The organism is Pseudomonas sp. QD4 (assembly GCF_049199125.1).
GTDB lineage: Bacteria > Pseudomonadota > Gammaproteobacteria > Pseudomonadales > Pseudomonadaceae > Aquipseudomonas.
Genome location: NZ_JBLZOM010000001.1, coordinates 2055909 through 2070725, shown reverse-complemented (window position 1 = coordinate 2070725; position 14817 = coordinate 2055909). Strand labels below are relative to the sequence as shown.

The 14817-nt window shown below is 61.6% G+C and carries 12 protein-coding genes and 4 tRNA genes; 14 read left to right on the top strand and 2 right to left on the bottom strand.

Annotated features, from left to right (window positions below):
- Positions 1-208: 208 nt before the first annotated feature.
- The 10 genes from gltX (at position 209) to ACOZJV_RS09225 (ending at position 6042) form a co-directional block, all read left to right on the top strand.
- Positions 209-1690, top strand: a complete 1482-nt coding sequence (gene gltX, locus ACOZJV_RS09270; protein ID WP_078471259.1) for a glutamate--tRNA ligase — start codon at positions 209-211, stop codon at positions 1688-1690.
- A gap of 147 nt (positions 1691-1837) precedes the next feature.
- A tRNA-Ala gene (locus ACOZJV_RS09265) sits at positions 1838-1913 on the top strand.
- Between the two features lie 79 nt (positions 1914-1992).
- A tRNA-Glu gene (locus ACOZJV_RS09260) sits at positions 1993-2068 on the top strand.
- A 53-nt stretch (positions 2069-2121) separates the two neighbouring features.
- Positions 2122-2197: transfer RNA gene (locus ACOZJV_RS09255), tRNA-Ala, on the top strand.
- A gap of 80 nt (positions 2198-2277) precedes the next feature.
- Positions 2278-2353, top strand: a tRNA-Glu gene (locus tag ACOZJV_RS09250).
- Between the two features lie 182 nt (positions 2354-2535).
- Complete coding sequence (locus ACOZJV_RS09245) at positions 2536-3075, top strand: TetR/AcrR family transcriptional regulator (RefSeq protein ID WP_078471260.1); 540 nt, start codon at positions 2536-2538, stop codon at positions 3073-3075.
- A 31-nt stretch (positions 3076-3106) separates the two neighbouring features.
- Positions 3107-3940, top strand: a complete 834-nt coding sequence (locus ACOZJV_RS09240; RefSeq protein ID WP_078471261.1) for an alpha/beta fold hydrolase — start codon at positions 3107-3109, stop codon at positions 3938-3940.
- A 47-nt stretch (positions 3941-3987) separates the two neighbouring features.
- Positions 3988-4422 (top strand): acyl-CoA thioesterase, encoded by a 435-nt coding sequence (locus ACOZJV_RS09235; protein ID WP_421547419.1) that lies wholly within the window; start codon positions 3988-3990, stop codon positions 4420-4422.
- Positions 4423-4519: 97 nt separating this feature from the next.
- Positions 4520-5479 carry a tRNA dihydrouridine synthase gene (locus ACOZJV_RS09230; RefSeq protein ID WP_421547418.1) on the top strand — a complete coding sequence of 320 codons (960 nt, stop codon included), beginning with the start codon at positions 4520-4522 and terminating at the stop codon, positions 5477-5479.
- Positions 5480-5595: 116 nt separating this feature from the next.
- A complete protein-coding gene (locus tag ACOZJV_RS09225) occupies positions 5596-6042 on the top strand; it encodes an Hsp20 family protein (protein WP_020297822.1) in 447 nt (148 codons plus the stop codon).
- A 221-nt stretch (positions 6043-6263) separates the two neighbouring features.
- Here ACOZJV_RS09225 and ACOZJV_RS09220 read toward each other — a convergent pair whose 3' ends face one another.
- Both ACOZJV_RS09220 and ACOZJV_RS09215 read right to left on the bottom strand, forming a co-directional pair.
- On the bottom strand, positions 6264-9542 hold the full coding sequence (locus ACOZJV_RS09220; RefSeq protein ID WP_078471263.1) for a sensor domain-containing protein: 3279 nt from the start codon (positions 9540-9542) through the stop codon (positions 6264-6266).
- Positions 9543-9612: 70 nt separating this feature from the next.
- Complete coding sequence (locus tag ACOZJV_RS09215) at positions 9613-10518, bottom strand: LysR family transcriptional regulator (RefSeq protein WP_078471264.1); 906 nt, start codon at positions 10516-10518, stop codon at positions 9613-9615.
- Positions 10519-10671: 153 nt separating this feature from the next.
- On the opposite strand from ACOZJV_RS09215, the gene leuC reads away from it, so the two are divergent.
- From leuC to leuB, 4 genes are all read left to right on the top strand, one after another.
- Positions 10672-12102 carry a 3-isopropylmalate dehydratase large subunit gene (gene leuC / locus ACOZJV_RS09210; protein WP_020297825.1) on the top strand — a complete coding sequence of 477 codons (1431 nt, stop codon included), beginning with the start codon at positions 10672-10674 and terminating at the stop codon, positions 12100-12102.
- Positions 12103-12104: 2 nt separating this feature from the next.
- Positions 12105-12749: a 3-isopropylmalate dehydratase small subunit gene (gene leuD / locus ACOZJV_RS09205; RefSeq protein WP_020297826.1), complete on the top strand. Its 645-nt coding sequence runs from the start codon at positions 12105-12107 to the stop codon at positions 12747-12749.
- 132 nt (positions 12750-12881) lie between these two features.
- Positions 12882-13646, top strand: coding sequence for a class I SAM-dependent methyltransferase (locus ACOZJV_RS09200; RefSeq protein WP_421547417.1), 765 nt, complete (start codon positions 12882-12884; stop codon positions 13644-13646).
- 51 nt (positions 13647-13697) lie between these two features.
- Complete coding sequence (gene leuB / locus ACOZJV_RS09195; RefSeq protein ID WP_078471266.1) at positions 13698-14780, top strand: 3-isopropylmalate dehydrogenase; 1083 nt, start codon at positions 13698-13700, stop codon at positions 14778-14780.
- Positions 14781-14817 lie beyond the last annotated feature (37 nt).

The window sequence follows — 14817 nt, the reverse complement described above, 5'->3', positions numbered from 1 at the left end:
GTAAGGAGATATATCCGTGGGCGAATTTGGCATATAGCCACCTAGGGGTAAATGCCACAGCAAGATAATCGCCGTTGCAACGGGGCTACAGTGGTTTGTAGGCGCAACCTTGGCTTAAATGCCCTCCTGACTGGAGCCGGGTCGGCATCGCCTGTTACCATTCGCCCCCTGTTTGATCTCCGCTTTTATATCCTTTCCGAGACATGCCATGACCACCGTCCGCACGCGCATCGCGCCATCGCCCACTGGGGATCCCCACGTCGGCACCGCTTACATCGCTTTGTTCAACTATTGCTTTGCCAAGCAGCATGGCGGTGAGTTCATCCTGCGTATCGAAGACACCGACCAGTTGCGTTCGACTCGCGAGTCCGAGCAGCAGATTTTCGATGCCTTGCGCTGGCTGGGCATCACCTGGGCCGAAGGTCCGGACGTTGGCGGCCCCCACGGCCCGTACCGCCAGAGCGAACGCAGCGACATCTACAAAAAGTACACCCAGCAGTTGGTGGACATGGGCCACGCCTTCCCGTGCTTCTGCACCGCTGAAGAGCTGGACCAGATGCGCGCCGAACAACAGGCCCGGGGCGAAACCCCGCGCTATGACGGCCGTGCACTGTTGCTGTCCAAGGAAGAAGTCGCCCAGCGCCTGGCCGCCGGCGAGCCCCATGTCATCCGCATGAAAGTACCGAGCGAAGGCGTATGCGTGGTGCCGGACATGCTGCGCGGCGATGTCGAGATCCCGTGGGATCGCATGGACATGCAAGTGCTGATGAAGACCGACGGCTTGCCGACCTACTTCCTGGCCAACGTGGTCGACGACCACCTGATGGGCATCACCCACGTCCTGCGTGGCGAAGAGTGGCTGCCATCGGCGCCGAAACTGATCTTGCTATACGAGTACTTCGGCTGGGAACAACCGCAGCTGTGCTACATGCCGCTGCTGCGTAACCCGGACAAGAGCAAGCTGTCCAAGCGCAAGAATCCGACCTCGGTGACCTTCTACGAGCGCATGGGCTTTATGCCTGAGGCGATGCTCAACTACCTGGGTCGCATGGGCTGGTCGATGCCGGACGAGCGCGAGAAGTTCTCACTGCAGGAAATGGTCGACAATTTCGACCTGTCCCGTGTCTCCCTGGGTGGGCCGATCTTCGATATCGAGAAGTTGTCGTGGCTCAACGGCCAATGGCTGCGTGACCTGCCGGTGGAGGAGTTCGCCAGCCGTGTGCAGCAGTGGGCGCTGAACCCCGAATACATGATGAAGATCGCGCCGCTGGTGCAGGGCAGGGTGGAGACCTTCAGCCAGGTCGCGCCGTTGGCGAGCTTCTTCTTTGCCGGTGGCGTGAATCCGGACGCGAAGCTGTTTGAGTCGAAGAAACTCTCGGGTGACCAGGTTCGCCAGTTGATGCAGTTGATCCTGTGGAAGCTCGAAAGCCTGCGCCAGTGGGAGAAGGATGCAATCACTGCGACTATCCAGGCCGTGGTTGAATCCCTGGAATTGAAACTGCGCGATGCGATGCCACTGATGTTCGCCGCCATCACCGGCCAGGCGAGTTCGGTCTCGGTGCTCGATGCCATGGAGATCCTCGGTCCGGACCTGACCCGTTTCCGTCTGCGCCAAGCCCTTGATTTGCTTGGTGGTGTGTCGAAGAAAGAAAACAAGGAATGGGAAAAGCTGCTGGGCGCTATCGCTTAACCCTGCTGATGTAACGGCCAAACCCCGGTTTTCCGGGGTTTGCTCGGTAAGTGATTGTTATCTCGGCAAAAAATTTTGAAAATTGTTGAAAATAAATTTGACAGGTTTCAAATACGCCATTAAGATTCGCCCCGTCCTCACCGACGAGGGGCTATAGCTCAGCTGGGAGAGCGCTTGCATGGCATGCAAGAGGTCAACGGTTCGATCCCGTTTAGCTCCACCAATTTACAGGTTCAAGGTCTGGCCACACCGTCCTTGAATTCGATCAGACTCAGCCTGATCACGTTGTATAGAAGGTTTGTGTCCCCTTCGTCTAGTGGCCTAGGACACCGCCCTTTCACGGCGGTAACAGGGGTTCGAGTCCCCTAGGGGACGCCAGTTTTACAGAAGTGATATTGCAAGATGTCACTCCGCCGCGAGGCGAAAAATCTGGGGCTATAGCTCAGCTGGGAGAGCGCTTGCATGGCATGCAAGAGGTCGACGGTTCGATCCCGTCTAGCTCCACCAATTTTACAGTTCAAGGTCTGGCCACACCGGCCTTGAATCGATCAGCACTCAGCACTGATCAGTTGTATAGAAGGGTTTGTGTCCCCTTCGTCTAGTGGCCTAGGACACCGCCCTTTCACGGCGGTAACAGGGGTTCGAGTCCCCTAGGGGACGCCACGTTTACCCGCTCTGCGGGATTTTTAAGGGTCATTCAATTATTGAATGGCCCTTTTGTTTGTCTGGCGTTTGGCCAATCCTCTTTTCTTTCCTGAAAATCCCTTCTGACCAGCGGTCACAATCGCGACTTGCGAAAATTTATTATGAGAATAATATTCTGTTCGTAATATTCGGAGGCAACGATGAACGATAAAAAAGCTCAAACCCGAGAACGCATTCTCCAGGCCGCCAGTTCGGCGTTGATCCAGCGTGGCCCGGCCGAGCCGAGCGTAGGCGAAGTCATGGGCGCTGCCGGGCTGACGGTGGGCGGTTTCTACGCCCATTTCGAAAGCAAGGACGCGCTGATGCTCGAAGCCTTCACCCAATTGCTGGCCCAGCGTCGGGGACTGATTGCCGATATGGACAGCGAACTGACCGGTGAGGAACGGCGTGCCTTGGTCGCGGCGTTTTACCTGTCGCGCAAGCACCGCGATTCCACCGAGCAGGCCTGCCCGATCCCGGCTTCGATCGGTGAGCTGGGGCGCCTGCCTGATGAATTCCGCAAGGCCCTCAATGAGCATGTGGAGTTGATGGTCGCGCAGCTGGCGTCCAGCCCTGAAGACACGGACAAGGCTCTGGCGGATATGGCCCTGATGATTGGCGGCCTGGCCATGGCGCGGGCCCTGGGCCCGGGTGAGTTGTCGGATCGATTGCTGCGCGCCGCCAAATCGGCGGTGCTCTGACCCGGGCCGTCCTGGCCTGAGGAGATGAACCATGAGCGGGTTGGGCTGGATTCGAAGCGTTAATGGCACCTTGGGGCATGTGGCCCCGCAATTGATTGCCAGGAAGATGCGGCAGGTGTTCATGACGCCCCGCGAGCGCCCGCCACGGGCCTGGGAGTTGCCGTTGCTGGCGCGGGCCGAGCGCATCACCCTGCGTTTCGGACTTTCGGCGTTGCGCTGGGGTGAAGGCCCGACGGTGTTGCTGATGCACGGTTGGGAAGGGCGGCCGACGCAGTTTGCCAGCTTGATCGAGGCCCTGGTGGCTGCAGGCTATACGGTGGTGGCGCTGGACGGCCCGGCCCATGGTCGCTCCCCGGGGAACGAGGCGCACGTCGTGCTGTTCGCCCGCGCCATGCTCGAGGCCGCGGCGGAGTTGCCGCCCCTGCGGGCCGTCATCGGTCATTCCATGGGCGGTGCCAGTGCCATGCTCGCGGTGCAATTGGGCCTGCGTACCGAGACCCTGGTCAGCATCTCGGCGCCCGCGCGTATTCTCGACCTGCTGCGCGGGTTTGCACGCTACATGGGCCTTCCGCCACGGGCGCGCTCGGCGTTTATCCATGAAGTCGAGCAGAAGGTGGGCATGCGCGCCGCCGCCCTCGATGTGGCGCACTACCAATTGGACATGCCCGGGCTGATCGTGCACGCCGAGGATGATCACTTCGTTGCGGTGCAGGAGTCGGAGCTGATCCATCAAGCCTGGTTTGACAGCCGCCTGCTGCGCCTGGAAGAGGGTGGTCATCAGCGGGTACTGGCCGACCCGCGGGTGATCGATGGCGTGCTGTCGCTGGTCACCGGTCGTCGCCTGCCGGCGCGGCAATCCGCCTGAGCATCCGGTACACTGCCCCGGTCAAAAAAACTGACCGGGAGTGAGGCATGGGCTGGGATCTGGCAACGCCATTTATCATTGATCTGCAGGTGGATGCACAAGACATCGACGGCTTGGGCCACGCCAATAATGCGGTGTATGTCAGTTGGCTGGAGCGTTGCGCCTGGCGCCACTCCCAGCGCCTGGGCCTGGACCTGGTCGAGTACCGGCGGCTGGACCGGGCCATGGCCGTGGTCCGGCATGAAATCGATTACCTGGCCGCCGGCTACGAAGGCGACGAGCTGCAATTGGCGACCTGGATCGTCGATTGGGACCAGCGCCTGAAAATGACCCGTCGCTTCCAACTGATCCGCCCCAGCGACAACACCACCTTGTTGCGCGCCCAGACCACCTTTGTCTGCATCGAGCTTTCCAGCGGCAAGCCAAAGCGCATGCCGGCGGAGTTTCTCGAAGGCTACGGGCCGGCCTTGCAGGCGGGTTGAGAGCGGAGCGTTCTGTCAGCCCAAACACCTGCTGGTGTGCGAAACCCAGTAAACTGCCGCACGTTTTTTTGCCCGTGTTTTTCGTTGAGTGTGATTCATGCAAATTGCTTTGGCGCCCATGGAGGGGTTGGTCGACAACATCCTGCGCGATGTACTGACCCGAGTCGGCGGTATCGACTGGTGCGTGACCGAGTTCATCCGGGTCAACGATCGCCTGCTGACCCCGGCCTATTTCCACAAACTCGCGCCTGAATTGCTGCACGGTGCCCGTACCGCTGGGTGGGTGCCGCTGCGTGTGCAATTGCTCGGCTCCGATCCGGTGTGCCTGGCGGAAAACGCGGCGTTGGCCTGTGAGTTGGGTTCCGAGGTCATCGACCTCAACTTCGGCTGCCCGGCCAAGACCGTGAACAAGTCCCGGGGCGGCGCGGTGCTGCTCAAGGAGCCCGAGTTGCTCAATGAAATCGTCGAGCATGTACGGCGTGCCGTGCCGGCCCATATCCCGGTTACCGCCAAGATGCGCCTGGGCTTCGACAGCCCGGATGGTGCCCTGGTCTGCGCCACGGCCCTGGCCGAAGGCGGTGCGGCGCATATCGTGGTGCACGCGCGGACCAAGGCTGACGGCTACAAGCCGCCCGCGCACTGGGAGTGGATCCCGCGGGTGCAGGAAGTGGTCAAGGTGCCGGTGTTCGCCAATGGTGATATCTGGAGCGTCGAAGACTGGCGGCGTTGCCGCGAAATCAGCGGCGTCGAGGACATCATGCTCGGTCGTGGCCTGGTCTCGCGCCCTGACCTGGCCCGGCAGATCGCCGCAGCGCGGGCTGGAGAAGAGGTGGTGGAAATGTCCTGGGCCGAGTTGCAGCCACTGCTCCAGGATTTCTGGGCCCAGGCCGTGGCGCAACTGACCCCGCGCTCGGCGCCGGGGCGTCTGAAGCAATGGCTGGCGATGCTCGCGCGCAATTATCCGGAGGCGGTCGAGCTGTTCACGGCCATGCGCCGGGAAACCGATCTGGATCAGGTCGGGCGTCTGCTGGGTGTCCAGGGCAGCGCCGCCGCCTGAAAATTTTTTCAAGAAAAACCTCTTGAAATGCCTGCCTCCATCCCTATCTCTTGGGTACGCGATGCCGAATTCGGGTCGCGGAGATAACCACTCGCTGAACTAATCAGGAGATACCCATGAGTACTGCATTTTCTTTGGCTCCACTGTTCCGTTCCTCTGTTGGCTTCGACCGTTTCAACGACCTGTTCGAGTCGGCGTTGCGCAACGAGCCGGGCAGCAGCTACCCGCCCTACAACGTCGAGAAACGTGCGGACGACCAGTACCGTATCGTGATCGCGGCGGCCGGTTTCCAGGAAGAAGACCTGGAGCTGCAAGTTGAAAAAGGCGTGTTGACCGTAAGCGGTGGCAAGCGTGATGCCGATGACAGTGTCACCTACCTGCATCAGGGCATTGCCCAGCGGGCGTTCAAGTTGTCGTTCCGCCTGGCCGACCACATCGAGGTCAAGGCTGCCGGCCTGAGCAACGGTTTGTTGAATATCGACCTGCTGCGCACCGTGCCGGAAGAGGCCAAGCCAAAACGCATCCCGATCAATGGGGTACAGCAAGCAGCCCTGCAAAACTGAGGCGGCGAGCTGGGAGGGGGCGTGTCGCCGTCACTTAAACGCTGATCCAGCACGCCCCTTCGGCAAAAAAGGCTCCGACTTGTTCGGGGCCTTTTTTTATGGCTTCGGTGTTCTGTTTGAAGGGGATTGTCCGCACCAGCAGGCGATTGCCGTGCAAGGTCAGTGGGGCGGTTCTAGCGCGATCTGGGCACCACAGGCGGCTGAGGCGCTGCTTGGAAGGCCTAGCGCAGCATCAGCCGCAGGTCCTTGAGCGGCAGCGGCCGACTGTGCAGGTAGCCCTGGTACAGATGGCAGTCGAGGCCCTGGAGAAATTCCAGTTGCTGTGGAGTTTCCACGCCCTCGGCGATCACCTTGAGTTGCAGGCTGCGGGCCATGGCCACGATGGCGCGGATGATTTCCGCGTCGTTCGGGTCGTGGGTGGCGTCGCGGACGAAGGATTGGTCGATCTTCAGTGTGTCCACCGGCAGGCGCTTGAGGTAGGTCAGGGAGGAGTAGCCGGTGCCGAAGTCATCCATCGCGAAGCTGATGCCGAGTTTTTTCAGGCGGCGCATCTTGCTGATGGTGTCTTCCAGGTTCTGGATCACGATGCCTTCGGTGATTTCCAATTTCAGCAGCGAAGCGGGCAACTGGTAGTGGGCCAGGCAGTATTCGATGCGCTCGACAAAGTCGTTCTGGCGAAACTGCCGGGGGCTGATGTTCACGCACAGGCTGAAATCCAGCGGGTCGATCAGCCCTTCGTTGATCAACTGGCTGAAGGCCAGGCAGGCTTCGTCGAGAATCCAGGTGCCGACTTCAAGGATCAGCCCGCTGTCTTCCAGGACCTTGATGAATTCCGTGGGCGATTGGGCACCCAATTCCGGGTGCTGCCAGCGCACCAGGGCTTCGGCGCCGACAATCCGGTTGTCGCGGGCATCCACCTGGGGCTGGAAGTGCACACTGAACTCCCCCCGTGACAGGGCCAGGCGCAGGTCGGTTTCCATGCGCAGCCGCTCGCTGGCCGCCTTTTGCATGGTGTTGTGGAACATCTGGGTGGTGTTGCGCCCCGAATCCTTGGCTCGGTACAGGGCGATGTCGGCGCGCTTGAGCAGGTCGGTAGGGGTCGAGCCGTGGTCGGGAATCAGCGCAATGCCAATGCTCGGCGTGACTTGCAGGCGCTGGCCGTCGAGGAACATCGGCTCGGACAGCAGCTCACGCAAGGTATCGGCCAGCTCGCGGACCTGTTCGGTGACGGCGCTGCGGGTGCCGTCCAGGCCACTGAGCAGCACCACGAACTCGTCGCCGCCCAGGCGCGCCACGGTGTCCTCCATGCGCACGCTGGCCTCAAGGCGTGCAGTGATGATCTTCAGCACGGTGTCGCCCACCGGGTGGCCGAGGGAGTCATTGATGTGCTTGAAGTGATCGAGGTCGAGAAACAGCAGCGCACCGCGCAGGTTGTGGCGCTTGAGCAGGGCGATCTGCTGGCTCAGGCGATCCATCAGCAGGGCGCGGTTGGGCAGGTTGGTCAGCGGGTCGTGGTAGGCCAGGTGGCGGATCTGCGCCTGGGCATTCTTCAGCAGGCTGACATCCCGTGCCGTCAGCAGCAGGCAATCGGTTTCATTGAGGGTGATGGGTTCGACCGACACTTCCAGGGTGATGATTTCCCCGCGTTTGTTGCGTCCGAGCATTTCCAGATGGTGCACCCGGCCCTTGAGTTGCAACTCGGCCATCAGCATCGCCAACTGCCCGCCGTCGGCCCAGATCGCGACTTGATACAGGGTGTGGCCGAGCACCTCCTCCGTGCGGTAGCCGGTCAGGCGGCAGAAGCCGTCGTTGACCTCCAGGTACCGCCCGCTCTCGCGCTCGCAGATGATGATGGCGTCGGGGCTGGAGTGGAACGCCTTGGCGAATTTCTCTTCACTGGCCTTGAGGGCCGCCTCCGAGCGCTGCTGCTGGGTGATGTCGCGCAGGGTGGTGACGATACAGGGCTGCTTGTCGACGGTGATCTGGCGGCTGGAAATGATGCAGGTCAGGGACTGGCCGTTCTTGTGCCGCACCACCACTGCAACGTTGTTCAACGCCTGTTCGCGGATGACTTGTTCGACCCGTTGCAGGCGTTGTGCGGAGTCTTCCCAGAGGCCTATCTGCTCGGCGCTGCGGCCGATCACTTCGTCGACGGTCCAGCCGAAGGCCTGGGTGAAGCTGGAATTGATCTCGATGAATTGCCCGGTGGCCAGCAAGGTCACGCAGATCGGGTCGGGGCTGACCTGAAACAGGCTGGCGAACTTCTCTTCCGAGGTCACCAGGCGCTGCTCGCGCTCGACCTGTTCGGTGATGTCGAGCAGGGTCCCGGCCATGCGCAACGGGTTGCCCGCGTCATCACGGTAGAGGCGCGCGCGGCTTTCGAGGTAGCGCGAGCTGCCGTCCTCCAGTTGCACCCGGTAGGTCAGTTGATAATTGCCGGCCGGGCCTTCGCGCAGGCTGCGATAGGCGTTGCGCATGCTGTCGCGCTCTTCGTCGGGCACGCCTTCGAAAAACGCGTCGAATGACTCGTGAAAGGGTGCGGGGTCCAGGCCATGCAACTGGGCGGCCCGCGCCGAACCGTAGAGCATGCCGCTGGGAATGTGCCAGTCCCAGGTGCCGAGCTGGGCCGAATCCAGGGCCAGGTCCAGGCGCTCCTGGCTGTCCTTGAGGGCCTGTTCGGCGCGTTTGCGCTCGCTGGTGTCGAGGAAGGTGCTGAGCAGATAGGCCTGCCCCTCCAGCTCGACCTTCTGTGCGCTGAGAATGCCATCGTGAATCTGCCCGTTGCTGGCGCACAGCTGGACTTCAAGGCTCGCGGCCCGGCCCTTTTTCAACACGGCCTTGATCAGTTGCACCCGCTGCTCGGGGTTGACCCATAGGCCGATTTCCACGGTGGTGCGACCAATCACGGTGTGCGCCGGCCAGCCGAACAGGCTTTCGAAGTATTGATTGGCCTCGCTGATCAGGCCGTCTTCCAGGCGGGTCAGCAGCACCATGTTGGGGCATAGATGAAACAGCGTGGCAAAACGCTTTTCCGAGCTGCTGAGGGCTTGCTCCCGTTGACGCTGGTGGGTGATCTCGCGAATCACCCCGATCATTCGGGGCTTGCCGTTTTTGTCCGGGAGCACGCTGCCGTTGATTTCCAGCCAGTGCAGGCTGCCATCGGGCCAGCGGATGCGGTGGTGCATGGCGTGTTCCAGCGGCGCGCCGGCCAGTACCGAGTGGAAGGCGCGGACGGTCTTGGCACGATCTTCGGGGGGCAGCAGGTCGAGGTATTCCAGGTCCTTGGGCAGTGGCTGGCGGGGGTCGAAGCCAAACAGCGCCTGGGTGCCCCGCGACCAGCTGATTTGCCCGCTTTCGATGTCCCAATACCAGGCGCCCAGGCGTGCGCCATTGAGTGCGGCCAGCAATTGCGGTGCACTCTCCCAGCTTTGCTCCGACTCACGAGGGTCAAGCGCATGGACACGTGGCATGGGGGGCATACGGTCGGCGGGTTTGGGCATTGGCTGCGGGCCTTGGGCTGAATAGGGCGTTTGGCGCGGGAAGCTCAAAGTATTAAAGGGTAGGCACAGATTATTGCCGGGGTTCTTGTGCCTGACTCCCTGGCCAATCGATTTGTGCATCCAATAAGGCCATGAAAGCCCGCGCAGCGTTCGACAGCGTCCGTTCGGTGTGCAGGATATAGCCTAGCTGGCGAGTGAGCTGTATGCCCGGTAAAGGGATGCGCGCCACCTGATCGTCGAGCATGGTGCGCGGCAGCACGCTCCAGGCCAGGCCGATGGACACCATCATTTTTATAGTTTCCAGATAGTTAGTGCTCATGGCGATGTTCGGCGTCAGCCCCTGGGCTTCGAACAGGCGCTGCACGATATGGTGGGTAAAGGTATTGCCGCCGGGGAAAACCGCCGGGTGCAAGGCAATGTCCGCCAGGCTGACCTGGCCATTACTGACCAGCGGGTGCTCGGGCGCGGCGACGAAATCCAGCGGGTCGTCCCATACCGGCTTGGCCTTGACCAACGCATGGGGCTCGGGGGCCAGGGTGATGACCGCCAGTTCGGCGCGGCCATGGAGGATTTCTTCGTAGGCCACTTCCGAGTCGAGAAACTGGATATCCAGGGCCACGTCCGGGTATTTCCGGGTAAAGGCCCGCAGCAGCGGCGGCAGGCGGTGCAGGCCGATGTGGTGGCTGGTGGCCAGGGTCAGGCGCCCGGTGACTTCGCCGGTAAGGTTGGTCAGCGCCCGGCGCGTGTCATCCAGTACGTTGAGAATCTGATAAGCCCGTGGCAGCAGGGCGCGCCCGGCCTCGGTCAGGCCCACTTCACGACCCAGGCGATCGAACAGCCGGACCTTGAGTTGCTGCTCCAGCCCGGCAATACGTTTGCTGATGGCTGGTTGAGTCAGATGCAGCCGTTCGCCTGCCCCGGAGAAACTGCCGGTCTCGGCGATGGCAATAAAAGCATTGAGGTTGGCCAGGTCCATGTTCGTATTCCAGTTGGTTATCCAAAGCATAAAAAATATGAATTTGAGTTATTTAATGTAACGCCATAGCATCAGCCTCACAAGCCAAGGGGTTATTGATTGGGTGTCAGCAATGACCCGCGGCATAGAAACAAGCTGATGAGGAAACGTCTGATGGCCGGCAAAACGCTCTACGACAAGCTCTGGGATTCGCATTTGGTTAAACAGCGCGACGATGGTTCGGCGCTGATCTATATCGATCGTCACATCATCCACGAAGTGACTTCGCCGCAAGCCTTCGAAGGCCTGCGTCTGGCCGGGCGCAAGCCTTGGCGCATCGATGCCAACATCGCCACCCCGGACCACAACGTACCCACCACGCCCGAGCGCAAAGGCGGGATCGAAGCGATTGCCGACCAGGTCTCGCGCCTGCAGGTTCAGACCCTTGATGACAACTGTGACGAATACGGCATTGTCGAATTCAAGATGAACGACGTGCGCCAGGGCATCGTCCACGTGATCGGCCCGGAGCAGGGTGCAACCTTGCCGGGCATGACCGTGGTCTGCGGCGACTCCCATACCTCGACCCACGGCGCCTTCGGTGCCCTGGCCCACGGTATCGGCACCTCCGAGGTGGAGCATGTGCTCGCCACGCAGTGCCTGGTCGCCAAGAAAATGAAAAACATGCTGGTGTCCGTTGAAGGCACCTTGCCCTTTGGCGTGACCGCCAAGGACATCGTGCTCGCGGTGATCGGCAAGATCGGCACCGCCGGCGGCAACGGCCATGCCATCGAGTTCGCCGGCAGCGCGATCCGTGACCTGTCCGTCGAAGGCCGCATGACCATCTGCAACATGTCCATCGAAGCCGGCGCTCGTGTGGGTCTGGTGGCGGCGGACGAAAAGACCGTGGAATACGTCAAGGGCCGCCCGTTTGCACCCAAGGGCGCCGAATGGGACCTGGCCGTCGAAGCCTGGAAAGACCTGGTGTCCGATGCCGACGCCACCTTCGACACCGTGGTCGAGCTCGACGCTGCGCAGATCAAGCCGCAAGTCAGCTGGGGCACTTCCCCGGAAATGGTTCTGGCCGTGGATCAGAACGTGCCGGACCCGGCCAAGGAAATGGACCTGGTCAAGCGCGACTCCATTGTCCGCGCCTTGAAATACATGGGTTTGACCGCCAATCAGGCGATCACCGACATTCAGTTGGACCGTGTATTCATCGGCTCCTGCACCAACTCGCGCATCGAAGACTTGCGCGCCGCCGCCGTGATCGCCAAAGGCCGCAAAGTGGCCTCGACCATCAAGCAGGCCATCGTGGTGCCGGGCTCGGGTCTGGTGAAGGCTCAAGCCGAATCGGAAGGGCTGGACAAGATTTTCCTCGAGGCCGGCTTTGAATGGCGTGAGCCGGGCTGCTCGATGTGCCTGGCAATGAACCCGGACCGTTTGGAGTCGGGCGAGCACTGTGCATCGACCTCCAACCGCAACTTCGAAGGCCGTCAGGGCGCCGGTGGTCGTACCCACCTGGTGAGCCCGGCCATGGCCGCCGCCGCCGCAGTGAACGGTCGCTTCATCGACGTCCGTGAATTGACCCAGGGAGCGCAGTAATCATGAGAGCTTTTACCCAGCACACTGGTCTTGTCGCGCCTTTGGACCGTGCCAACGTCGACACCGACCAGATCATCCCCAAGCAGTTCTTGAAGTCCATCAAGCGCACCGGCTTCGGCCCGAACCTGTTCGATGAGTGGCGTTACCTGGATGTGGGGCAACCGTATCAGGACAACTCCAAGCGTCCCTTGAACAAGGATTTCGTGCTCAACGCCGAGCGATACCAGGGTGCCAGTGTGTTGCTGGCCCGGGAGAACTTCGGCTGCGGCTCGAGCCGCGAGCACGCGCCCTGGGCCCTGGAAGAGTACGGTTTCCGCAGCATCATCGCGCCCAGCTATGCCGACATCTTCTTCAACAACAGCTTCAAGAACGGCTTGCTGCCGATCATCTTGAGCGACGCTGAAGTCGACGAACTGTTCCAGCAAGTGGAGGCCACCCCCGGCTACCAGTTGCAGGTCGACCTGCAAGCCCAGACCGTGACCCGTCCTGACGGCAAGGTCTTGAACTTCGAGATCGATGCGTTCCGCAAACACTGCCTGCTCAACGGTCTGGACGACATTGGCCTGACCCTGCAGGACGGCGATGCGATTGCGACGTTCGAAGCCAAGCATCGCGCCAGCCAGCCCTGGTTGTTTCGCGACGCCTGAGCCGAACCTCGGTAGTCATCCGTCGAGTACTGTCACGTCGCTGCCTGCGCCCATGCGCAGGCAGCGCTGCCACCGGTATCGACCGAAAATTCATTGTCTGAACCCGGCAACATCTTCCCAAAGGACTTCATCATGACCAGCAACGCCCATAGCCAAGTCGTGCAAAAGCAATTCGGTGAACAGGCCTCGGCCTATCTGAGCAGTGCCGTGCACGCTCAAGGCACCGAGTTCGCCCTGCTGCAATCGGCACTGGCGGGGCAGGGCGCTGCGCGCTTGCTGGACCTGGGCTGTGGCGCCGGTCATGTGAGTTTTCATGTGGCGCCGCTGGTCAGGGAAGTGGTGGCCTACGACCTCTCGCAGCAGATGCTGGATGTGGTGGCGGGGGCGGCGGCGGACCGTGGCCTGGGCAATATCAGCACCGTGCGGGGCGCCGCCGAGCGCCTGCCGTTTGCCGATGGTGAGTTCGACTTTGTCTTCAGCCGCTACTCGGCGCACCATTGGAGCGATCTCGGCCTGGCCCTGCGCGAAGTGCGTCGGGTGCTGAAACCCGGTGGCGTCGCGGCCTTTATCGATGTGATGTCGCCGGGCAGCCCGCTGTTCGACACTTACCTGCAAAGCGTTGAAGTGCTGCGCGATACCAGCCATGTGCGCGATTATTCGGCGGGTGAGTGGCTGCACCAGGTCAGCGAGGCGGGGTTGCATACACGCAGTACCACGCGCCAGCGCCTGCGTCTTGAGTACAACTCCTGGGTCGAGCGCATGCGCACGCCGCAGGAGCTGCGGGTTGCCATTCGCCAGTTGCAGCAAGCCATGGGCAACGAAGTACGCGATTATTTTGAGATTGAGGCCGATGGTTCGTTCAGTACAGATGTACTGGTGCTGTGGGCCGAGCGATAACATTTTCCCGGGTGTGCCCGCGGGCACGCCGACAGAGCAAACGAGGAACGCATGAGCAAGCAGATTCTGATTCTCCCCGGTGACGGTATCGGCCCGGAAATCATGGCCGAGGCGGTCAAGGTCCTGAACCTGGCCAATGACAAGTACAACCTGGGTTTCGAGCTGAGCCACGACGTGATCGGCGGCGCGGCCATCGACCAGCATGGCGTACCCCTGGCGGACGAAACCCTGGAGCGTGCCCGCGCCGCGGACGCAGTACTGCTGGGCGCCGTGGGCGGTCCGAAATGGGACAAGATCGAGCGTGATATCCGCCCTGAGCGCGGCCTGCTGAAAATCCGTGCCCAGCTGGGCCTGTTCGGCAACCTGCGTCCGGCGATCCTCTACCCGCAACTGGCCGACGCGTCGAGCCTTAAGCCGGAGATCGTTTCCGGTCTCGACATCCTCATCGTGCGCGAGCTGACCGGCGGTATCTACTTCGGCGCGCCACGGGGCACGCGCACGCTGGAAAACGGCGAGCGTCAGTCCTACGACACTCTGCCGTACAGCGAGAGTGAAATCCGCCGTATCGCCCGGGTCGGTTTCGACATGGCCCGTGTGCGCGGCAAGAAGCTGTGCTCGGTGGACAAGGCCAACGTCCTGGCATCCAGCCAGCTGTGGCGTGAAGTGGTCGAGCAAGTGGCCAAGGATTACCCGGACGTCGAACTGAGCCACATGTACGTGGACAACGCGGCCATGCAACTGGTGCGCGCACCGAAGCAATTCGACGTGATCGTCACCGACAACATGTTCGGCGACATCCTGTCCGACGAAGCGTCGATGCTCACCGGTTCCATCGGCATGCTGCCGTCGGCATCCCTGGATGCCAACAACAAGGGCATGTACGAGCCATGCCACGGTTCGGCGCCGGATATCGCCGGGCAGGGCATTGCCAACCCGTTGGCGACCATTCTGTCGGTGTCGATGATGCTGCGTTACAGCTTCAATCTGCACGACGCGGCGGCTGCCATCGAGCAGGCCGTGAGCCTGGTGCTGGATCAAGGTTTGCGCACCGGTGACATCTGGTCTGCCGGTTGCGAGAAGGTAGGTACGCAGGAAATGGGCGATGCAGTAGTCGCCGCGCTGCGGAATCTGTAATCTTTCGGGCCCACCGCTCAGACGGTGGCCCACTTTT